Annotated in this window: 18 protein-coding genes; 9 read left to right on the top strand and 9 right to left on the bottom strand. The window is 65.7% G+C overall.

What is annotated here, in order from left to right:
• Positions 1–28 precede the first annotated feature (28 nt).
• The 4 genes from CAG31_RS09645 to CAG31_RS09660 form a co-directional block, all read right to left on the bottom strand.
• Positions 29–2,080: a bifunctional diguanylate cyclase/phosphodiesterase gene (locus CAG31_RS09645; protein ID WP_085580305.1), complete on the bottom strand. Its 2,052-nt coding sequence runs from the start codon at positions 2,078–2,080 to the stop codon at positions 29–31.
• Positions 2,081–2,428: 348 nt separating this feature from the next.
• Positions 2,429–3,025: a superoxide dismutase gene (locus CAG31_RS09650; RefSeq protein WP_008022038.1), complete on the bottom strand. Its 597-nt coding sequence runs from the start codon at positions 3,023–3,025 to the stop codon at positions 2,429–2,431.
• Between the two features lie 176 nt (positions 3,026–3,201).
• Positions 3,202–3,804, bottom strand: coding sequence for a LysE/ArgO family amino acid transporter (locus tag CAG31_RS09655; protein WP_085580307.1), 603 nt, complete (start codon positions 3,802–3,804; stop codon positions 3,202–3,204).
• 6 nt (positions 3,805–3,810) lie between these two features.
• The gene (locus CAG31_RS09660; protein ID WP_085580309.1) at positions 3,811–4,212 is read right to left on the bottom strand and encodes an ACT domain-containing protein; all 402 of its coding nucleotides are present in this window, start codon (positions 4,210–4,212) and stop codon (positions 3,811–3,813) included.
• Positions 4,213–4,308: 96 nt separating this feature from the next.
• On the opposite strand from CAG31_RS09660, the gene CAG31_RS09665 reads away from it, so the two are divergent.
• The 4 genes from CAG31_RS09665 (at position 4,309) to CAG31_RS09680 (ending at position 8,220) form a co-directional block, all read left to right on the top strand.
• Entirely contained in the window at positions 4,309–5,202 is an 894-nt protein-coding gene (locus tag CAG31_RS09665; protein WP_085580311.1) for a LysR family transcriptional regulator ArgP, read from the top strand.
• A gap of 54 nt (positions 5,203–5,256) precedes the next feature.
• Complete coding sequence (locus CAG31_RS09670) at positions 5,257–6,249, top strand: NAD(P)-dependent oxidoreductase (protein ID WP_085580313.1); 993 nt, start codon at positions 5,257–5,259, stop codon at positions 6,247–6,249.
• A gap of 110 nt (positions 6,250–6,359) precedes the next feature.
• Positions 6,360–7,238, top strand: coding sequence for an ATPase (locus CAG31_RS09675; protein WP_170930263.1), 879 nt, complete (start codon positions 6,360–6,362; stop codon positions 7,236–7,238).
• A gap of 136 nt (positions 7,239–7,374) precedes the next feature.
• Entirely contained in the window at positions 7,375–8,220 is an 846-nt protein-coding gene (locus tag CAG31_RS09680) for a cache domain-containing protein (protein ID WP_085580315.1), read from the top strand.
• A 135-nt stretch (positions 8,221–8,355) separates the two neighbouring features.
• Here CAG31_RS09680 and CAG31_RS09685 read toward each other — a convergent pair whose 3' ends face one another.
• Together CAG31_RS09685 and pobA are read right to left on the bottom strand one after the other, a co-directional pair.
• Positions 8,356–9,873, bottom strand: a complete 1,518-nt coding sequence (locus CAG31_RS09685) for an MDR family MFS transporter (RefSeq protein ID WP_085580317.1) — start codon at positions 9,871–9,873, stop codon at positions 8,356–8,358.
• Between the two features lie 79 nt (positions 9,874–9,952).
• Entirely contained in the window at positions 9,953–11,146 is a 1,194-nt protein-coding gene (gene pobA, locus CAG31_RS09690) for a 4-hydroxybenzoate 3-monooxygenase (protein WP_085580319.1), read from the bottom strand.
• Between the two features lie 178 nt (positions 11,147–11,324).
• Between pobA and CAG31_RS09695 the strand changes: the two genes are divergently transcribed.
• On the top strand, positions 11,325–12,209 hold the full coding sequence (locus CAG31_RS09695) for a helix-turn-helix domain-containing protein (RefSeq protein WP_085580321.1): 885 nt from the start codon (positions 11,325–11,327) through the stop codon (positions 12,207–12,209).
• A 106-nt stretch (positions 12,210–12,315) separates the two neighbouring features.
• Here the strand turns inward: CAG31_RS09695 and CAG31_RS28410 are convergent, their stop codons facing one another.
• Both CAG31_RS28410 and CAG31_RS09700 read right to left on the bottom strand, forming a co-directional pair.
• Positions 12,316–12,492, bottom strand: coding sequence for a hypothetical protein (locus CAG31_RS28410; protein ID WP_167360513.1), 177 nt, complete (start codon positions 12,490–12,492; stop codon positions 12,316–12,318).
• Between the two features lie 150 nt (positions 12,493–12,642).
• Positions 12,643–13,548 carry a LysR family transcriptional regulator gene (locus CAG31_RS09700; RefSeq protein WP_085580323.1) on the bottom strand — a complete coding sequence of 302 codons (906 nt, stop codon included), beginning with the start codon at positions 13,546–13,548 and terminating at the stop codon, positions 12,643–12,645.
• A 114-nt stretch (positions 13,549–13,662) separates the two neighbouring features.
• On the opposite strand from CAG31_RS09700, the gene CAG31_RS09705 reads away from it, so the two are divergent.
• Both CAG31_RS09705 and CAG31_RS09710 read left to right on the top strand, forming a co-directional pair.
• A complete protein-coding gene (locus CAG31_RS09705; protein WP_085580325.1) occupies positions 13,663–14,541 on the top strand; it encodes an MBL fold metallo-hydrolase in 879 nt (292 codons plus the stop codon).
• Between the two features lie 46 nt (positions 14,542–14,587).
• Positions 14,588–15,202 carry an NAD(P)-dependent oxidoreductase gene (locus CAG31_RS09710; RefSeq protein WP_085580328.1) on the top strand — a complete coding sequence of 205 codons (615 nt, stop codon included), beginning with the start codon at positions 14,588–14,590 and terminating at the stop codon, positions 15,200–15,202.
• A gap of 257 nt (positions 15,203–15,459) precedes the next feature.
• Here the strand turns inward: CAG31_RS09710 and CAG31_RS09715 are convergent, their stop codons facing one another.
• Entirely contained in the window at positions 15,460–16,341 is an 882-nt protein-coding gene (locus CAG31_RS09715; RefSeq protein ID WP_085580330.1) for a LysR substrate-binding domain-containing protein, read from the bottom strand.
• A gap of 144 nt (positions 16,342–16,485) precedes the next feature.
• On the opposite strand from CAG31_RS09715, the gene CAG31_RS09720 reads away from it, so the two are divergent.
• Positions 16,486–18,123 carry a 5-guanidino-2-oxopentanoate decarboxylase gene (locus CAG31_RS09720; RefSeq protein WP_085580333.1) on the top strand — a complete coding sequence of 546 codons (1,638 nt, stop codon included), beginning with the start codon at positions 16,486–16,488 and terminating at the stop codon, positions 18,121–18,123.
• Between the two features lie 8 nt (positions 18,124–18,131).
• On the top strand, positions 18,132–19,580 hold the full coding sequence (locus CAG31_RS09725) for an aldehyde dehydrogenase family protein (protein ID WP_170930266.1): 1,449 nt from the start codon (positions 18,132–18,134) through the stop codon (positions 19,578–19,580).
• The last annotated feature ends 68 nt before the right edge of the window (positions 19,581–19,648 follow it).

The raw sequence follows: 19,648 nt of genomic DNA on the forward strand, positions 1-19,648 counted from the left end.
GGCGGCACGGCCGCCTCGGCGCCGGGTTTCAGAGGATGGCCGCGTTGCTGCGCTGGGCTTGCTTGAGGTAGACGCCCAGTTCCCGGGCCGGCAGCGGCTTGCTGTAGTGGTAGCCCTGGCCTTCGTGGCAGCCCTCGGAAATGATGTAGGTCTCCTGCTCGGCGGTCTCCACGCCCTCGGCGATCACCTGCATGCCCAGGCTTTTGCCCAGCTGGATGATGGCGCGCACGATGGTCGCGTCATCGTCGTCGTCCAGCAGGTCCTGCACGAAGCTCTTGTCGATCTTGATCTTGTCCAGCGGCAGGCTCTTGAGATAGCTCAGCGAGGAGTAGCCGGTGCCGAAGTCGTCGATGGCGATCAGCGCCCCGGAGCGGCGCAGGCTCAGCAGGTGCTGGGCGGCGGTGCTGATGTCTTCCATCAGGCCGGTCTCGGTGACTTCCAGCTCCAGGCTGCGCGGCGGCAGGCGGTAGATCTGCAGCAGGTTGTTGACCACCCGCGGCAGCTCGGCGTGGTGCAGTTGCACGGTGGACAGGTTGACCGCCATGCGCAGGTCGGCGAAGCCCTGGTCATGCCATTCGCGCAGCTGCTTGCAGGCCTGGTCCAGCACCCATTCGCCGATGGCGATGATGGTGCCGTTCTGCTCGGCCAGCGGAATGAACAGGTCCGGCGGCACCAGCCCGTGTTCGGGGTGCTGCCAGCGGATCAGCGCTTCGACGCCGACCACACGGTGGTCGCGGTAGCTGATCTGCGGCTGGTAGACGAGGTGGAACTGGCCGCGCAGCAAGGCGTCGCGCAGGTCCTTTTCCAGTTCGCGGCGCCGGCGCATTTCGCTGTCGACGCTGGCGATGTAGAACTGATAGCGGTTGCGCGAGCGGGTCTTGGCCAGGGTCATGGTCTGCTCGGCTTTCTGCAGCAGCTTCTCGGTGCTGTCGCCGTCCTCGGGGAACAGGGTGATGCCGATGGTCGCCCGCAGGCGGATTTCCTGATGGTCGAGGGCGAACGGCGCTTCGAGGTCGTCGAGGATGCTTTGCGCCAGCTCCGCCGCCTCATAGGGCTGCTCGATGTCGGCCTGCACCAGGGCGAACTGGTCGCCGCCCAGGCGGGCGAGGGCGCCGAGGCGTCCGCTGTGGCCGCGCAGGCGGTCGGCCAGGGCCAGCAGCAACTGGTCGCCGGTCTGGTAGCTGAACTGCTCGTTGATGCCCTTGAAGTCGTCCAGGCCTACGCACAGCACCGCGACCCGGCGCTGCAGCTTGCCGGCGTCGACGAGGATCTTGTCCAGTTGCTGCTGCAGTTGCTGGCGGTTCGGCAGGCCGGTGAGGAAGTCGTACTGGGCCATGCGCAACAGGCTGTTTTCCGCTTCGTGGCGCAGGTGGGTGTTGCGTTCGATGGATTCGAGCAACTGGTTGGCGGTGTTGATCCAGATGCCCAGTTCGTTCTTCTCGTGGCCCTTGAGCTGCGGGATCTTGTGTTCGCTGGGGCGGTCGGGGTTGATTTCGGTCAGGTGCTCGATGATCCGCGACAGCGGCTTGGTCAGCAGCCAGTGATAGACCAGGTACAGCACCAGGCCCATGGCGAGGGCGCGCAGCACGCCGGAAATGAAGATGATCACCGAACTGACGATGAAGCCCTGCCCGTAGGTGGCGGTGTCGAGGGTGATGCTCAGGTCGCCGTAGTACTCGCTGTAGGGCCCGCGTCCCACCAGTTGGGTGGTGAACGTGCGTTCCTGGCCGAGGATCAGGTCGGTCAGCCAGCGGCTGTTGGACTGCTGCAGCTCCCGGGACTTCTGCGCGAGCATGGCTTCGTTGGGATGGCCGATGGACGCCTGACGCACGGCATCGTCCTGGAACAGGCCTTCGATCACCTGCATGCCCATCTCCTTGTCCAGGCTGTAGACCGCCTGGGTGGAAGGATCGCGGAACATGTCGAGGATGCGCTCGGCATCGCCGGCGACGGCCTGGCGTGTCTTATAGGCATCGAAGACGATCTGCGCGCAGCTCAAGACCACGCCGACGATCAATGCCGACAGAAGCACGACCCGGAGCAACTTCACCGACAAGCTGTTCTTGAGTTCCAGCTTCAAAGGGTTATTCCTTGTTCCGTGCGGGTAGCGTCAAGTTGCCATGAGTATTGGCAATCCGTTGTTGGCAGTCAAAGGGACAATCGGGCCGCGGGACATTTGTCCGTGGGCTTGGCCGGAATGCTGCCGTCTGGAGTCTTTGCCCTAGTGACACTGTGTCGGTTGGTACGACCTCCAACTTGAGGAACGGCGGTACAAATTTTCCTCTGTCTGATGTTAGTCCTCCGTGGCTTCGGGGCAAGGGGGCAGGGGCGGGTTTCATGGCGGGAAACGGCACCGGCTGTGACGCAGTGCCCGTTGCAGGCATAAAAAAACCCGGCGTGGCCGGGTTCTTTCTGTCTGGCGTGCAGCTTAAGCGGTGAAGGTCTTGCCTTCGAACTGCTCGGCCACGAACTTCCAGTTGACCAGGTTCCAGAACGCCTCGACGTACTTGGGACGCAGGTTGCGGTAGTCGATGTAGTAGGCGTGTTCCCAGACGTCGCAGGTCAGCAGCGGGGTGTCGCCGTTGGTCAGCGGGTTGCCGGCGCCGATGGTGCTGGCCAGGGCCAGGGAACCGTCAGCCTTCTTCACCAGCCAGCCCCAGCCGGAGCCGAAGGTGCCGATCGAGGTCTTGCTGAACTCTTCCTTGAACTTGTCGAACGAACCGAAAGCGGCGTTGATCGCTTCGGCCAGCGCGCCGGTCGGTTGACCGCCGGCGTTTGGCGCCAGGCAGTTCCAGTAGAAGGTGTGGTTCCAGACCTGGGCTGCGTTGTTGAAGATGCCGCCCGAGGAAGTCTTGACGATCTCTTCCAGGGTCTTGCCTTCGAACTCGGTGCCCGGCACCAGGTTGTTCAGGTTCACGACGTAGGTGTTGTGGTGCTTGTCGTGGTGGAACTCCAGGGTTTCCTTGGAAATGTGCGGCTGCAGGGCATCGTGGGCGTAAGGCAGCGGCGGCAATTCGAAAGCCATGATGATTCTCCTAATCAGGTCTGTTGCGGTGAGCGCAAGGCCGATCACGGGCGGCCGGAAATGCACCGGCGAGTTTTTACTCTTTGCGGCGCAGGGTTCGGATCATAGCACCGGGGGTGCGGCTTAACCACGCAACAACTGTGTGGGATAGAGGTTCCAGAGCCTTTCGCTATAAATCACGAAGCCAGGATCAGTTGTCCCGCCACCGCGAACATCATGACCGCCACCGTCAGGTCGAGGATCCGCCAGGTGCCGGGCCGCGCCAGCCACGGCGCCAGCCATGCCGCACCCAGCGCCAGGGCGAAGAACCACAGCAGCGAAGCGCTGGCGGCGCCGACCACGTAAGCGCCCGGCACCGATTGCTGGGCGCCGAGGGAGCCGATCAGCAGCACCGTGTCCAGGTAGACGTGGGGGTTGAGCAGCGTCACCGCCAGCGCGCTGAGCATCACCGCCCGCAGCGAACGCACGGTCTGGTTCTCGCCCTGTTGCAGGCTCTGTTTCGAACAGGCCCGGCGCAGCGCCTGGCTGCCGTACCAGATCAGGAAGGTTGCGCCGCCCCAGCGGGCGACGGCGAGCAGCGTCGGGTTCTGCGCCAGGATCGTGGCCAGGCCGAACACGCCGGCGGCCACCAGGATGGCATCGCAGGCCACGCACAGCGCCGCCACCGGCAGGTGATGCTCACGCCGCAAGCTCTGGGCGAGCACGAAGGCGTTCTGGGTGCCGATCGCCATGATCAGGCCGAAGGCCACCAGCAGGCCGTTCACATAGCTTTGCCACATATCGGGTCACTCCGCGTTGGCTGCGAGGTCGCGCAGGGTCTGCATGGCGCGCTCGGCGTCGGCCTGGCCGACGAACAAATGGTCGTGGTAATAGCCGGCGATCACGTTGCAGCTGATGCCGGCCTTGCCCAGCGCCGTGGCGAAGGCGGCGGTGAGGCCGACGGCTTCGAGCGCCGAGTGCACGTTGAGGGTGATCCACGCGGCGACGTAGTCGAAGCTCAAACCGGCCCGCACCGCGTGGGAACGTTCCAGGATCACCGTCAGGCCTTCCTGCTCGCGGAAACTGCCGACGATCTCCAGGCCGCTGGGCAAGCGGCCGTCACGCAGGGTGCAGAACACGTATTCGCCGGGGTTGAGCTGCGGGCTCATGCTGCGCAGCAGGGTGGTCAACGAGGTTTCGCCCGCCATGGATAGGATCCTTGATAAAGAGTGCTTGCTGGCTATTCTCCCGGCTGACGCTGTATAAGAAAAACCAATAGTGCTGATCGCTCATTAGGAAAACTGATGTTCGACTACAAATTGCTTTCTGCGTTGGCGGCGGTGGTGGAACAGGCCGGATTCGAACGGGCGGCTCAGGTGCTGGGCCTGTCACAGTCGGCGATTTCCCAACGGATCAAACTGCTGGAGGCCCGGGTCGGGCAGCCGGTGCTGGTGCGCGGCACGCCGCCCTCGCCGACGGAGATCGGCCGGCGCCTGCTCAACCATGTGCAGCAGGTACGTTTGCTGGAGCGCGACCTGCAGAGCCTGGTGCCGGCGCTGGACGAAGAAGGCCTGCCGGAGCGCCTGCGCATCGCCCTGAACGCCGACAGCCTGGCCACCTGGTGGGCCGAGGCGGTCGGCGACTTCTGCGCCGAGCAGCATCTGTTGCTGGACCTGGTGGTGGAGGACCAGACCGTCGGCCTCAAGCGCATGCGCGCCGGGGAAGTGGCGGCCTGCGTGTGCGCCAGCGAACGGCCCGTGGCGGGCGCCCGCAGTGTGCTGCTCGGTGCGATGCGCTACCGTGCGCTGGCCAGCCCGGCGTTCATCGAGCGTCACTTCCCGGACGGCGTGCGCGCCGAGCAATTGCCGCGCACCCCGGCGCTGGTGTTCGGCCCGGACGATTTCCTGCAGCACCGTTACCTCGCGTCCCTCGGCGTGGACGGCGGTTTCGAGCATCATTTGTGCCCCTCGTCCGAAGGCTTCATCCGCCTGACCGAGGCGGGCCTGGGCTGGGGGCTGGTGCCGGAACTGCAAGTACGCGAGCAACTGGAGCGCGGCACATTGCGCGAACTGTTGCCGGATAAACCGATCGATGTGCCGTTGTACTGGCATCATTGGCGCAACGGCGGCCAACTGCTCGGGCTTCTGACCGACCAACTGGTGCGCTCGTCGCCCAAATGGCTGGTGCCGTCGGGCTGACGGGCAGCGTCAAGACACACGAATCAGGCAAAACGAAAGACAGCGGAGCTCTACATGAAAATTCTGGTCACCGGCGCAAGCGGCTTCATCGGCGGGCGCTTTGCGCGGTTCGCCCTGGAGCAGGGCCTGGACGTGCGGGTCAACGGCCGCCGGGCCGAAGGCGTCGAGCATCTGGTGCGCCGGGGCGCCGAATTCGTCCAGGGCGACCTGAACGATCCTGAACTGGTGCGCGAACTGTGCGCCGACGTCGAAGCCGTGGTGCATTGCGCAGGCTCTGTCGGACTGTGGGGGCGCTACCAGGATTTCCACCAGGGCAACGTGCAGGTCACCGAAAACGTGGTCGAGGCCTGTCTCAAGCAGCGGGTGCGGCGCCTGGTGCACCTGTCCTCGCCATCGATCTATTTCGACGGCCGCGACCATCTCGGGCTGACCGAAGAGCAAGTGCCCAAACGCTTGCGGCACCCCTATGCCGCGACCAAGTTCCTGGCCGAGCAGAAAGTGTTCGGCGCCCAGGAATTCGGCCTCGAAACCATCGCCCTGCGCCCGCGCTTCGTGACCGGCGCCGGCGACATGAGCATCTTTCCACGTCTGTTGAACATGCAGCGCAAGGGCCGCCTGGCGATCATCGGCAACGGCCTGAACAAGGTCGACTTCACCAGTGTGCAGAACCTCAACGAAGCCCTGCTCAGCAGCCTGCTGGCCGCCGGCTCCGCGCTGGGCAAGGCCTACAACATCAGCAACGGCACGCCCGTGCCGCTGTGGGACGTGGTCAATTACGTGATGCGCAAGATGGAAGTCCCGCAGGTCACCAAGTACCGTTCCTACGGCCTGGCCTACAGCGTGGCGGCGCTCAACGAGGGCGTCTGCAAGCTGTGGCCGGGGCGCCCGGAGCCCACGCTGTCGCGCCTGGGCATGCAGGTGATGAACAAAAATTTCACCCTCGACATCAGCCGCGCCCGGCATTATCTGGACTACGATCCGAAAGTCAGCCTGTGGACCGCCCTCGATGAGTTCTGCACCTGGTGGAAGGCCCAGGACATCCGCTGACGTCACGGGCGGCACTGAACCGCGCCGCGGGTTGAGGGTCAATCCCTGCGGCTGCGGGGGTTATACTGCGCAGCAATCTGCTATTACCGCGTTTCACAAAGGTTGCCTCAATGTCCATGCGTAACGATGTCCACGACGACGATTTCGACGATGTCCCGAGCCTGCGCGCCGACACCCTCGATGACGACGACTTTCCGGCCACCGCCCGCACCTCCGTGCATTCGCGCTCGCCGCAGGCGGTCAAGGTCAAGGCCGCCAGCACCGGCCCGCTGTGGGCGCTGGTCGGCGCGCTGTTCTTCGCCTTCATTGGCCTGGCCTGGTGGAGCTTCCAGCAGATTTCGCTGATGGAGCAGCAACTGGTGGCCACCCAGGAAAGCTTCGCCCGCATCAGCGAGGAAGCGGCGGGACGCCTGCAGGACATTTCCGGCAAGGTCGTCGCCAGCCAGACCAACGTCACCACCGACAGCGAAGCCCTGAAGCTGCAGATCAAGCAACTTGAAAACCGGCTGCAGGATCAGGGCCGTCAGCAGCAGGGCGTGGCCGGCCAGGCCACGGACCTGGACAAGCGCCTGGCGCAGATCAGCGCCCAGGCAACCGAGCAGCAGAACGCCAATGCCCAATTGCAGGCCCAGGTCAAAGCCTTGGGCAGCGAGTTGGCCGCAGTCAAGAGCGCACCGGCCGACACCGGGAGGGTCGATGCCCAGCTAAAAGGCCTCGATGCCCAGATCAAGGGGTTCGACGCCCAGTTCAAGAGCCTCGGCGCCGACATCACGGCCCTGAAGAAGCAGGGCAACCCGAGCGCGGCCATCGACCGTCTGGAGCAGGATATCGTCGTGCTCAAGAGCCAGCAGGACAACCGTCCGGCCGGCGGGCAGGGTGGCGGCAACACCGCCGAGTTCGACGCCTTCCGCGGGCAGATGACCCGCAACCTCAACACCCTTCAGGCGCAGATCCAGAACCTGCAGCAGCAGATCAACGCCCGGCCCTGACAGGCGCTTCTTTGTGGCGAGGGAGGTCGTTCCCTCGCCACAAGCGTCCCGCAACATCCAGAACGATTGTGAATGTCCGTGCATGGGCCCAACCCGTCTACGCTCTTGAAACACCAACAAGAACGGGGGACGCGTCATGGGGATACTGCACAGGCTGGCCTGGTTCGGCGCGGTGCTGCTGTTGGGCGTCGGTCAGGCCGGCGCCGCCGCGCCGAAGGATGACGGCCAGGCTGCGAAGGCCTTGCTGGAAAAGGCCCTGGCCTATTACCACGACCACGGGGACAAGGCGTTTGCGGCCTTCAGCCGTCAAGGCGAGTTCGTCGACAAGGACCGTTACGTGTTCGTGGTCGACACCCAGGGCGTAATGCTCGCCAGCGGCGGTCCGTCGTCGGCGCTGATCGGCCGGGACGTGTCCGAAGTGCTGGGCCCGGATCTGCAGAAGGCCTTCAAGGACGCTTTGAAAGTACCGGAGGCCAATGGCATCCAACAGGCCGAGTACCGCTGGCAGAACTGGAGCGACGGCAAGGTCGAGCGCAAGCATGTGTTCTATCAGCGCATCGGCCAAAGGATCCTGGCGGTCGGCTATTACCTGCCCAGGGCTTCGGCGCAGCAAGCCCAGGCCCTGCTCGACAAGGCCGCCACGGACCTTGCGCAGAACGAGAAGGGCACGCTGACGGCGATCAATTCGCTCAAGGGCGGCTACCTGCAGGATGACCTGTACGTGTTCGTGGTCAACCTGGACAACCGACGCTATGTCGCCCACGGCACCAACCTGCGGTTGATCAACACCGACTTCGCCAAGGTCAAGGATCCGGAAGGCAAACCGGTGGGCGAACCGATCCTGGCCCTGATCGGCAAGCAGGACGAAGGCGAATACGAATACCGCTGGAAGAACCCGGTGACCGGCAAGGTCGAGGACAAGCACGCTTACCTTAAGAAGGTCGGGCCGTATCTGGTGGCGGTGGGTTACTACAGCCCTTGAGCGGGTGGCCGCGGCGCCTCCACTGACGCTATCGCCAGCAGGCTGGCTCCCTCAGGGATCGGCGGCGCCGAGGAATCTGTGGGAGCCAGCCTGCTGGCGATGACGTCAGTCAAGTCACCGCAGGTCAGGCGGATCTCAGCGGGCGCCATGCTCACGCCCGCGCAGCAACCGGTTGGGCATGGCCAGCGCCGCCGCCAGCCCCAGCAGCGAAACCCCGGCGCTGACCGTCAGCAAATGCCGGAACGTCACCAGCAGCTCGGCCCGCAGCGCATCCTGGGCGGCGCCGGGCGCCGCGTTCAGGCCGTCGAGCAGCGCATTGCCGGACTGCCCTTCGCCGATCAGCGAACCGCCGGCCAGGTGAGCGAAGCTGGAGTCCTGCAGCAGCGCCAGCAGCAACGCCGACATCAGCGCCACCCCCACCGCGCCGCCCAGGGAACGGAACAGGTTGGTGGTGCTGGTGGCGACGCCGATGTCCTTTTGCTCCACCGAGTTCTGCGTGCCCACCAGCGAGGTCGGGAACTGCATGCCGCCGGCGATGCCGCTGAGCAGCATGAACAGGCCGCTCAGCAGGGCGTCGGCCGGCGGGGTGAAGGCCATGCCGAGGATGGAGACCGGCATCAGCAGGGCGCCGGCCAGGATCTGCGGTTTGTAGCGCCCGGTCACCGAGGTGCGGCGGCCGGCGAAGTACGCACCGACGGGCAACCCCATCGCCAGCGGCAGCAGGTGCAGCGCCGCGCTGTCGGCGCCGGCGCCGGTGACGCTCTGAAAGCGCAGCGGCATCAGCACGATCAGGGAAATCGCCTGGAAGCTGCAGAAGAAGATCGTGCACCAGCACAGCAGGGCGCTGCGGTTGGCGAACAGGTGCATCGGCAGCAGGGGCTCACGGGCGCGGCGCTCATGCCAAGCGAACACCGCCAGCACCGCCACGGCGCCGGCGAACAGGCCGAGGACTTCGCGGCTGTGCCACAGGTGCCCCTGGCCGACCTGGGTGATGGCCAGCAGCAGGGCGGTCAGGCCGACGATCATCAGCAGCGTGCCCAGGTAATCGATGACCGGTTTGCGCTGCGGCACCGGCAGCCCCCGCAGGTTGCGTCGGGCCACCCACCAGGCGCCGAGCCCCAGCGGCAGGTTGATCAGGAACACCCAGCGCCATGACAGGTATTCGGTCATGTAGCCGCCGAGCACGGGGCCGGCCACGCTGGCCACCGCGTACATGCTGCTGAAGTAGCCCTGATAGCGCCCGCGCTCCCGGGGCGGCACGATGTCGCCGATGATTGCCTGGCTCACCGAGATCATCCCGCCGGCGCCGATGCCTTGGAAGATCCGCGCCAGCACCAGTTGCTCCATGCTCTGGGCCATGGCGCAAAACAGCGAGGCCAGGGTGAACAGGCCCATGCCGAACAGCATCAGTTTGCGTCGCCCGTACAGGTCGCCGAGCTTGCCGTAGATCGGCACCGCCACGGTCATCGCCACCATGTAGCCGGAGATCACCCAGGCGAGCAGGCTCACGTCCTTGAACTGCGCGGAGATGGCCGGCATCGACACGGCGACGATGGTCTGATCCAGCGCGCCGAGGAAGATCGCCATCATCAGCGCGACCAGCACGCTGCGGATGGCCGGTTTAGGCGTTTCGGGATGATTGAGGTTGGTCACGGGCGAAACCTGCGGGCAGTGAGGATCCCGCAGGCCGTGAAGCGAGCGGGGATGTTCGCCAGTGTAAGTCGGTAGGAAGCTATTCGATAGCCTCATAAGGAAGTCCGACGTAATTTTCTGCAATGGTTTTTCGGCCCGCTTCCGAGCTGACGAAGTAGTCCAGTTCCGACGCGCTGATGCGCTGGCTGAACGCATCGTGTTCGTCGAAGCGGTGCAGCATCGAGGTCATCCACCAAGAGAAACGCTCAGCCTTCCAGACCCGGCGCAGGCAGATGGCCGAGTACTTCTCCAGCAGGTCGGTGCGCTGCTCGCGGTAGACCTTCAGCAAAATGTCGAACAGGGTGCTGACGTCGCTGGCCGCCAGGTTCAGGCCCTTGGCCCCGGTCGGCGGCACGATGTGCGCGGCGTCGCCGACCAGGAACATCCGGCCGTACTGCATCGGTTCGACCACGAAGCTGCGCAGCGGCGCGATGCTTTTCTCCAGGGACGGGCCGGTCACCAGCTTCTGCGCAAGCGCCTGGGGCAGCCGGGTTTTCAGTTCCTCCCAGAAGCGTCGGTCCGACCAGTCCTCGACGCGTTCTTCGGCCGGCACCTGCAGGTAATAGCGGGTGCGGGTGGCCGAGCGCATGCTGCACAGGGCGAAGCCGCGTTCGTGGCGGGCGTAGATCAGTTCGTCGTGCACCGGCGGGGTGTCGGCCAGGATCCCCAGCCAGCCGAACGGGTAGACCCGCTCGAAGACCTTCAGGCATTCGGCGGGAATCGACTGCCGGGCTACGCCATGGTAGCCGTCGCAACCGGCGATGTAATCGCAGTCGACGCGCCAGGTTTCGCCGTCCTTTTCGAAGGTCACGAAAGGCGTGTCGCTTTTCATGCCGCCGGGAGCGACATGGGCGGCCCCGTAGATCGTCTGGCCGCCGGTCTCCCGACGAGCGGCCATGAGGTCGCGGGTGACCTCGGTCTGGCCGTAGACCGTCACGGTCTTGCCGCCGGTCAGGGCCTTCAGGTCGATGTGCACGCGGCGTCCGTCCAGGGCCAGTTCGAAGCCGTCGTGCACCAGGCCTTCGGCGTCCATCCGCTGGCCCACCCCGGCCCGGCGCAACAGCTCTGCCATGCCTTGTTCAAGCACGCCGGCGCGGATTCGGCCGAGCACGTAATCGGGTGTCTGGCGTTCGAGGATCAGGGTGTCGATGCCGGCGTTGTGCAGCAACTGGCCGAGCAGCAGACCGGAGGGGCCGGCGCCGATGATGGCGACCTGGGTTTTGCGCGTCTTCATTGTTTTTGTCGCTCGCAAGCTTCACGCGGCCTGGGCCGGTGAGTGATTTTTATGGTTCGGGCGCTTGCATTTTTCCCTTGCGGGTCTGTCAATTGAAGGTGAAAACTGAGCCGATGCCTGTACATTCTGCCAATCGGTGCGATTATCGCCCGCAACCTTCGAGGCCTGGATTGAAGTGATGAACAAGCCTGACCTGCCTTCGATTCCGGTGTTCAAGCTCTACGGTGAAAGCCTGGACTGGCCGACCCCCGACTTGCTGCACTGCGAAACCATTTCCAAACGCAGCCGCGAACACCAATGGGAAATCAAACCCCACCGCCACGCCGATCTGTGCCAGTTGCTCTTCGTATTCAAAGGTCAGGCAGAGCTTGAAATCGAAGGTCAGCGCACGCAACTCAACGAAGCCGCGATCCAGATCCTGCCGCCCCTGTCGGTGCACGGCTTTCGCTTTTCCGAGGACGTCGAAGGGTTCGTCGTCACGTTGGCCAAACCGCTGATCAACCATTTGCAGGCGCAACTGGGCAACTCGGTGCAGGCCCTGGCCCAGGCCGACAGCTACCCGGCTGGGCAGGACGCGGACTACCTCAACAGCCTGTTCGCCGCGTTGCAGGCCGAATACAACGGCCATGAGCCGGCGCGGGAAATGCTCATGCATTCGCTCGCCAGCGTGATCATGGTCTGGGTCAGCCGTCAGGCGATCCGGCGCCACACCGCCACGCAACGTCCGCAACGCCAGCGCGAATACCTCAACGGGTTCATTCAGTTGGTGGAGGAGACGTACCGCCAGCACGTCAAGGTCGAAGACCTGGCCCATCGCCTGGGCATTTCGGTGTCGCACCTCAACGGCACCTGCCGCGAGCTGGCGGGGCAGCCGGCGCTGCAGATCATGCACGAGCGGCAATTGCTGGAGGCCAAGCGCCTGCTGACCTACACCAGCATGACCATCTATGAGATGTCCGACTTGTTGGGGTTTTCCGACCCGACCAACTTCACGCGCCTGTTCCGGCGTCGGGTGGGGATTTCGCCGAAGGCTTTCCGCGACCGCCTGAAATCCGAACCGTAAACCTGTGCAGGAGCCAGCCTGCTGGCGATAGCGACCTGTCAGCCGACATCGACGGCGGCTCAGTCAGCAATCGCCAGCAGGCTGGCTCCTACAAAGGGAGTCGGGCTCAGCGCAGCGCGTTGAGGGTGGCGTTGTGCGGAATGCAGCGCTCGAAGTTGCAGCTGGCGTAGTCCCGGGGCAGTTGCCGCAACTGCTCCACCCGCCAGGCCGCGGTGCCGTACAGCGCCAGCGTGGCCGCACAGGTGATGAAAATCGCGAGGTATCTTCGTGTCCTGGTGTTCATGGCGGTGACCTCTGAACGAATACCCGGGGGGTACTGTTTTCAGCATAGGTCAGCGGTGGTGAGTTGCCACTGCGTTGGAAACGCCGCTGTCTGCGGCGCCTGGACGGACGCCATCGCCAGCAGGCTGGCTCCCGCAAGGACGGGCGGGGGTTACAGGCCTTCGTCCCAGGCGGGGTTCTCGGGAAAGCGCTGCACCAGGAAGTCCAGCATGCAGCGCAGCGCCGCCGGCATGTGCTTGCGCGAGGCGTAGACCGCGTAAATGTTCATCCGCCGCGGTTCGGCGTGGGGCAGCAGGCGCACCAGTTCGCCGCTGTGGATGTGCACCCCGGCCTGATAGGTCGGCAGCATCGCCACCCCCGCGCCGGCCAGGGTCGCCCGCAGCAGGGTGCTGGCCTCGTTGGCGCTGATGTTGCCCTGCACCGGCACCGACACCGGTTCGCCGTGCTCCTCGAAATGCCACAGGCTTTTGCCGAAGTAGGAATGGGTCAGGCAGTTGTGCCGGCTCAGTTCTTCCACCCGCTGCGGCCGCGGCCGGTCGTGCAGGTACGACGGCGCGGCGCAGACCACCGAACGGCACACGGTCAGGCGCCGGGCGATCAGGTTCGGGTCGAGGTCGTTGCTGGTGCGGATCGCCAGGTCGATGCGTTCGTCCACCAGGTTCACCGTGCGGTCGAGCATCTGCAGGTCGATGTTCACGCCCGGATAGCGCTTGACGAACGCCGCCATGGCATCGGCCAGCTGCGCCTGGCCGAACGAGGTGCTGACGCTGATGCGCAGCAGCCCGCGCGGGGCGTCGTCGGGCTCGCTGACGGCGGCCTGCATGTCGCTGGACAGTTCGAGCATCTGCCGGCAGCGCGGCAGGATTTCGTTGCCGGCGGCGGTCAGGCTCAACTTGCGTGTGGTGCGGTGCATCAGGCGTGCGCCGACCCAGTCCTCCAGTTCCGCCAGATACCGCGACACCACCGGCCGCGACAGCTCCAGGTGATCGGCCGCCGCCGACTGGCTGCCCAGATCCACCACCGTGACAAACACCCGCATTGCTTGGAGACGATCCATGATTTGCCCGCTTTCAGAAACAAACTATGTTCAAGCATCGCATTTTTTGTACCGACTCTGGCAACTAAGCTCTCTCCCATCGCCAAGCCTGGCATTTGAACAGCGGAGCAACCGATGATCGGCTTCACCACCCTCAAGCGTGTCCTACTCGCCACCGCCACCCTCGGCTTCGCCGCGCACGCCGCCGCAGCCAACCTGACCCTCGACGTCTACAACCCCGGCACCCACGCCATCTTCCCGGTGACCTCGGTGCTGGTCAGCGGCGAGAAGGACGCGATCCTGGTCGATGCCCAGTTCGGCAAGTCCCAGGCCGAGCAGGTGGTGGAAAAGATCCGCGCCAGCGGCAAGCACCTGACCGCCATCTACATCAGCCACGGTGACCCGGACTACTACTTCGGCCTCGACACCCTGACCAAGGCCTTCCCGGACGCCAAGGTGCTGGCCTCGCAGCCGACCGTCGATCACATCAAGCAGACCGTGGACGGCAAGCTCGCGTTCTGGGGCCCGAAAATGGGCGACGATGTGCCGGCCAAGACCATCGTGCCGGGTGTGCTTGAAGGCGACAGCCTGATCCTCGAAGGGCAGAAGCTGCAAGTGGTCGGCCTGGAAGGCAAGCAGCCGGACCGCAGCTTCGTGTGGATCCCTTCGCTCAAGGCCGTGGTCGGCGGCGTGGTGGTGGCCGAGAACATCCATGTGTGGATGGCCGACACCCAGACCGCGCAATCCCACGCCGACTGGCTGGAGACCCTGCACTCGATCGAGACCCTGAAGCCGAAGACCGTGGTGCCGGGCCATTACCTGGGCGACAGCGGCCGCTCGCTGGCCTCGGTGCGGTTCACCGCCGACTACATCAAGGCTTTCGACGAAGAGACCGCCAAGGCCAAGGACTCCGCCGCCCTGATCGCCGCGATGAAGAAGCGCTACCCGAAACTGGGCGAGGAAAGCTCCCTGGAGCTGAGCGCCAAGGTCGCCAAGGGCGAAATGAAGTGGTGAGCCGTTCCTGAACTTAGCAACACTCTCAAGCCAATTGGAGAATGTCATGAGCAAGATCGCAATCATCGGAGCCACCGGCCGGGCCGGCAGCCAATTGCTGGAAGAGGCCCTGCGCCGCGGCCACAGCGTCACCGCCATCGCCCGGGACACGTCGAAGATCGGCGCCCGTGCCGGCGTGACGGCCAAGTCCCTCGACGTGCTGGACGCCGCTGCGCTGCAAGCGGCGGTGGCCGGCCACGACGCGGTGATCAGCGCCGCGCATTTCGCCACCGTGCCGGCCGCTGCCGTGACCGGTCCGGTCAAGCGGGCCGGAGTCAAGCGTCTGCTGGTGGTGGGCGGCGCCGGTTCGCTGTTGCTGCCGGACGGCACCCGGGTGATCGACAGCGCGGGTTTCCCGGCCGAGTACAAGGCCGAGGCCAGCGCCGGTGCCGCGTTCCTCGAAGCGTTGCGTCAGGAGAAAGAACTGGACTGGACGTTCCTGTCGCCGTCCGCGGAGTTCGTCGAAGGCGAGCGCAGCGGTAAGTTCCGGGTGGGCAAGGACGATCTGCTGGTCAGCGCCGAAGGCCGCAGCTGGATCACCTTCGCCGACTACGCCATCGCCCTGATCGACGAGGTACAGACACCGAAGCATTCGCGCCAGCGTTTCACCGTCGGCTACTGATCCATCCCGCGTTGTGGGAGCCACTGTCCGGCTCCCGCTTCTGCGCTGCATTCACTTTCGCCATCGCCAGCAGGCTGGCTCCCACAGGGGCCGGCGGGGAGCCCGCTCGCGAAGGTGTCAGTTCAGAATGCTCAACGCTGAATGTTCCTCCGCCATCGCCAGCAACGGGTTCCCACAGACTTCTCGGCGCCGCCGATCCTTGTGGGAGCCAGCCTGCTGGCGATGGCGTCACTGAAGACGCCGCAAAACCCAGCGGCTCAGCGGGTATGCGCCTGCTCCACCAGCCACACCATCAGTTCCCGCAGCTTCGCCGACGGCTCTGGCCTGTCCGGCGCCACCACGTAGTAGCCAAGCCCTGTCTTGACCTTCAGATCGAACGGCGTCACCAGCCGTCCGGCGTTCAGGTCATCGCCGATCAACGACCAGTCACCGATCGCCACACCCGTGCCGTGGGAGGCCATCGACATGGCCTGGTCCAGCGTCTCGAAGTGCTGACCGCTGCCGATGTTGTTCAGCCGCAGGTCGGCGGCCTTCAGCCAGAGCGTCCAGTCCTGGTCGTCATGGGTGGGGTGCAGCAGCAAGTGTTGTTGCAGATCGGCCGGAGAGTTCAGGCCCGGTGCGCCCTTGAGCAGCACCGGCGAGCAGACCGGCGTCAGCTGTTCGTCGAACATGTGCAGCGCGGCCGGCAGATCGTGGGGCGCGGTGCCGTAGATCACCGCCGCGTCGAACTGTTCACGCTGGAAGTCCACCCCGTGCTGGAGCGAGGCGGTCAGCTTCACCGGCGCGTCCGGGCGTTCGCGCTGCCACTGCATCAGGCGCGGCAACAGCCAGCGCATCACGCAGCTCGGTGCCTTGAGTTGCAGGGTCTCGCGCTTGGCGCCGATCTGCTCCACCGAATCGCCGATCAGGTCGAACACCTGCTGCACCTTCGGCAGCCATTCGCGGCCTTCGGCGGTCAGTTCCAGCCCCCGGGCCAGGCGGATGAACAGCTCATAGCCCAAATGATCCTCGAGCCCTGCGATCTGTCGGCTCACCGCGCCCTGGGTGATGTGCAACTGCTCGGCGGCCCGGGTGAAGTTGCAGCACTGCGCGGTGACCAGAAACGTGTGCAGGGCGGGCAGGGGAGGCAGTCGTTTCATGTGGATCCAAGGTATGACGTGAGGACATGGCTAGTATGAGCTTTTATCGATTGTTGCGGCTATGGGGCGCCCGTTTCAATGAGGCCATTCCCGGACTCCCACAAAAGGAGGCCGGAGTCTCAATCGAACAAGAAGGGCATAACCATGGCGACATGCGGCGAAGTACTGGTCAAGTTACTCGAGGATTACGGAGTCGAGCAGGTGTTCGGCATCCCGGGGGTGCACACCGTGGAGCTGTATCGCGGGCTGGCCCGTTCGAGCATCAACCACGTCACCCCGCGCCATGAGCAGGGCGCCGGCTTCATGGCCGACGGCTATGCCCGCACCAGCGGCAAGCCGGGCGTGTGCTTCATCATCACCGGTCCCGGCATGACCAACATCACCACCGCCATGGGCCAGGCCTACGCCGACTCGATCCCGATGCTGGTGATCTCCAGCGTGCAGTCGCGCAGCCAATTGGGCGGCGGCCGCGGCAAGCTCCACGAACTGCCGAACCAGAGCGCGCTGGTCGGCGGTGTGGCGGCGTTCTCCCACACCTTGATGTCCGCCGCGGAACTGCCGGCGGTGCTGGCCCGGGCGTTCGCGCTGTTCCAAGCCGGGCGTCCGCGTCCGGTGCACATCGAGATCCCGCTGGACGTGCTGGTGGAAGACGCCGATGACCTGCTCGCCAGCGTGCCGGTGCACATCGACCGCGCCGGTGCCGCACCGTCTGCCGTGAACCGCATGGCCGAACTGTTGGCGGGTGCAGAGCGTCCGCTGATCCTCGCCGGCGGCGGCGCCATCGACGCGGCCGCCGAACTCACCGAACTGGCCGAACGGCTGGACGCGCCGGTGGCGCTGACCATCAACGCCAAAGGCATGTTGCCGTCGGGCCATCCGCTGCTGATCGGTTCGACCCAGAGCCTGGTCGCCACCCGTGCGCTGGTGGCCGATGCCGATGTGGTGCTGGCCATCGGCACCGAGCTGGCGGAAACCGACTACGACGTCACCTTCGCCGGCGGCTTCGAGATTCCCGGCCAACTGCTGCGCGTCGACATCGACCCGGACCAGACCGTGCGCAACTACCCGCCTCACGTGGCGCTGGTGGCCGACTCACGCAACGCGGCCCAGGCGCTGCTCAGCGCGATGGCCCATCACCCCCTGGCCGAGCGCCGCAACGATTGGGGCCAGGTGCGCGCCGCCCGCCTGCGCGAGGAACTGGCCGCCGGCTGGGACGCGCCGGCCCTGGCCCAGACCCGCTTCCTGGAAACCGTTCTGCACGAGTTGCCGCAAGCGGTGTTCGTCGGTGACTCCACGCAACCGGTGTACACCGGCAACCTCACCTTCAACCCCGACCATCCGCGCCGCTGGTTCAACGCCTCCACCGGCTACGGCACCCTCGGCTACGCCTTGCCGGCGGCCATCGGCGCCTGGCTGGGCGGCCGCCTGGAGCAAGGCGCGCGCCCGCCGGTGGTGTGCCTGATCGGCGACGGCGGCCTGCAGTTCACCCTGCCGGAACTGGCCAGCGCCGTGGAGGCGCGGGTGCCGGTGATCGTCCTGTTGTGGAACAACCAGGGCTACGAAGAGATCAAGCGCTACATGGTCAACCGCGCCATCGAACCGGTGGGCGTGGACATCTACACCCCGGACTTCATCGGCGTGGCTCAGGCCCTGGGCTGTGCGGCCCACTCGGCCGGCTCCGTCGAGCAACTGCGCGGCGCGCTGCGGGCGGCCACGGACCGTCAGGGCCCGACCCTGATCGAAATCGACCAGACACAATGGATGAAGGCGGTGGCGCAATGAGTTCGGCCCTGAATTTCCCGACGACCCTCGACGGTCTCTACATCAATGGCCAATGGTCGTCCGGCGGCGAACACCTGCGGGTGATCAACCCGGCCACCGAAGCGCTGCTGACCACGGTCAACGGCGGCGACGAGCGCGCGGTCGACCGGGCGGTGGCGGCAGCGGCCGAAGCCTTCAAGGCCTGGTCGAAGACCACCGGCGCCGAGCGTGCGGCGATCCTGCGCAACATCGCCAACGGCGTGCGCAACGGCCGCGAACACCTGATGAAGCTGCAGTCGAGCAACAACGGCAAGCCGCTGTTCGAGGCGGTCATCGACGTCGATGACGTGATCGCGACGTTCGAGTACTACGCCGGGCTGGCCGACAGCCTGGACGCCAAGAACGACGCGGAGGTGCCGCTGCCCAGCGACGACTTCAGCGCCCGCGTGCGCCGCGAGCCCTGCGGTGTGGTCGGGCTGATCGTGCCGTGGAACTTCCCGATGGTCACCACCGCGTGGAAGCTCGCCCCGGCCCTGGCCGCCGGCTGCTGCGTGGTGCTCAAGCCGTCGGAGGTCACGCCGCTGGCGGAGCTGGAGCTGGCAGCGATCATCGCCGAGTCCGGCCTGCCTGACGGCGTGTTCAACCTGGTCTGCGGCACTGGGCTGGCGGTGGGGGCGCCGCTGGCGGCGGATCCGCGCATCGCCAAGGTGTCGTTCACCGGCAGCAACGCGGTGGGGGTGCAGGTGATGCAGCGCGCCGCCGAGACCGTGAAGGGCGTGAGCCTGGAGCTGGGCGGCAAATCCTCGCTGCTGGTGCTGGCCGACGCCGACCTCGACCTGGCGGTGGAACTGGCCTGCGGCGGTGCCTTCTTCAACGCCGGGCAAATGTGCTCGGCCACCAGCCGGGTGCTGGTCGCCGATGAGCTGGCCGACGAATTCCTCACGCGGCTCAAGGCCCGCGCCGAGAGGATCCGCGTGGCCGACCCGTTCGACCCAGACGTGGAGATGGGCGCGCTGGTCAACCAGGCGCAGTACCAGCGGGTGCTCGGCCACATCGACCGCGGCCTGAGCGCCGGGGCGAAGCTGGTGTGCGGCGGCAACCGTCCCGCCGACCTCGCCCGCGGCTACTTCTTGCAGCCGACGGTGTTCACCGAAGTGCCCCTGGACAGTGCGCTGTGGTGCGAGGAGATCTTCGGGCCGGTGGTGTGCGTGCGCAGTTTCGCCACCGAGGCCGAGGCGATCGCCCTGGCCAACGACAGCCGGTTCGGCCTGGTGGCCAGTGTGGTCACCCGTGACGCCGAAGCCGCGGACCGGGTCGCCGACGCCCTGCAGGCGGGGCTTGTGTGGCTGAACGCGCCGCAGGTGATCTTCCCGCAGACGGCGTGGGGCGGCTACAAGCAGAGCAGCCTGGGCCGTGAGCTGGGGCCGTGGGGACTGGCCGCGTTCCAGGAGATCAAGCACGTGGTGCGGGCGCTCTGAACGCCCGAAAAAAGTGAACGCATGCCTCGCAATGAGGCATGCGCCGGCGTCATGGCTCCAATGAGTTT

Source organism: Pseudomonas sp. R25(2017) (assembly GCF_002112565.1).
GTDB classification, from domain to species: Bacteria; Pseudomonadota; Gammaproteobacteria; order Pseudomonadales; family Pseudomonadaceae; genus Aquipseudomonas; species Aquipseudomonas ekonensis.

Excerpts from the sequence above, each read along its gene's own strand:
- CAG31_RS09650 (WP_008022038.1), bottom strand. The coding sequence starts at position 3,025 with ATGGCTTTCGAATTGCCGCCGCTGCCTTACGCCCACGATGCCCTGCAG.
- CAG31_RS09655 (WP_085580307.1), bottom strand. The coding sequence starts at position 3,804 with ATGTGGCAAAGCTATGTGAACGGCCTGCTGGTGGCCTTCGGCCTGATC.
- CAG31_RS09660 (WP_085580309.1), bottom strand. The coding sequence starts at position 4,212 with ATGGCGGGCGAAACCTCGTTGACCACCCTGCTGCGCAGCATGAGCCCG.
- CAG31_RS09665 (WP_085580311.1), top strand. The coding sequence starts at position 4,309 with ATGTTCGACTACAAATTGCTTTCTGCGTTGGCGGCGGTGGTGGAACAG.
- CAG31_RS09670 (WP_085580313.1), top strand. The coding sequence starts at position 5,257 with ATGAAAATTCTGGTCACCGGCGCAAGCGGCTTCATCGGCGGGCGCTTT.
- CAG31_RS09675 (WP_170930263.1), top strand. The coding sequence starts at position 6,360 with ATGTCCATGCGTAACGATGTCCACGACGACGATTTCGACGATGTCCCG.
- CAG31_RS09680 (WP_085580315.1), top strand. The coding sequence starts at position 7,375 with ATGGGGATACTGCACAGGCTGGCCTGGTTCGGCGCGGTGCTGCTGTTG.
- pobA (WP_085580319.1), bottom strand. The coding sequence starts at position 11,146 with ATGAAGACGCGCAAAACCCAGGTCGCCATCATCGGCGCCGGCCCCTCC.
- CAG31_RS09695 (WP_085580321.1), top strand. The coding sequence starts at position 11,325 with ATGAACAAGCCTGACCTGCCTTCGATTCCGGTGTTCAAGCTCTACGGT.
- CAG31_RS28410 (WP_167360513.1), bottom strand. The coding sequence starts at position 12,492 with ATGAACACCAGGACACGAAGATACCTCGCGATTTTCATCACCTGTGCG.
- CAG31_RS09700 (WP_085580323.1), bottom strand. The coding sequence starts at position 13,548 with ATGGATCGTCTCCAAGCAATGCGGGTGTTTGTCACGGTGGTGGATCTG.
- CAG31_RS09705 (WP_085580325.1), top strand. The coding sequence starts at position 13,663 with ATGATCGGCTTCACCACCCTCAAGCGTGTCCTACTCGCCACCGCCACC.
- CAG31_RS09710 (WP_085580328.1), top strand. The coding sequence starts at position 14,588 with ATGAGCAAGATCGCAATCATCGGAGCCACCGGCCGGGCCGGCAGCCAA.
- CAG31_RS09715 (WP_085580330.1), bottom strand. The coding sequence starts at position 16,341 with ATGAAACGACTGCCTCCCCTGCCCGCCCTGCACACGTTTCTGGTCACC.
- CAG31_RS09720 (WP_085580333.1), top strand. The coding sequence starts at position 16,486 with ATGGCGACATGCGGCGAAGTACTGGTCAAGTTACTCGAGGATTACGGA.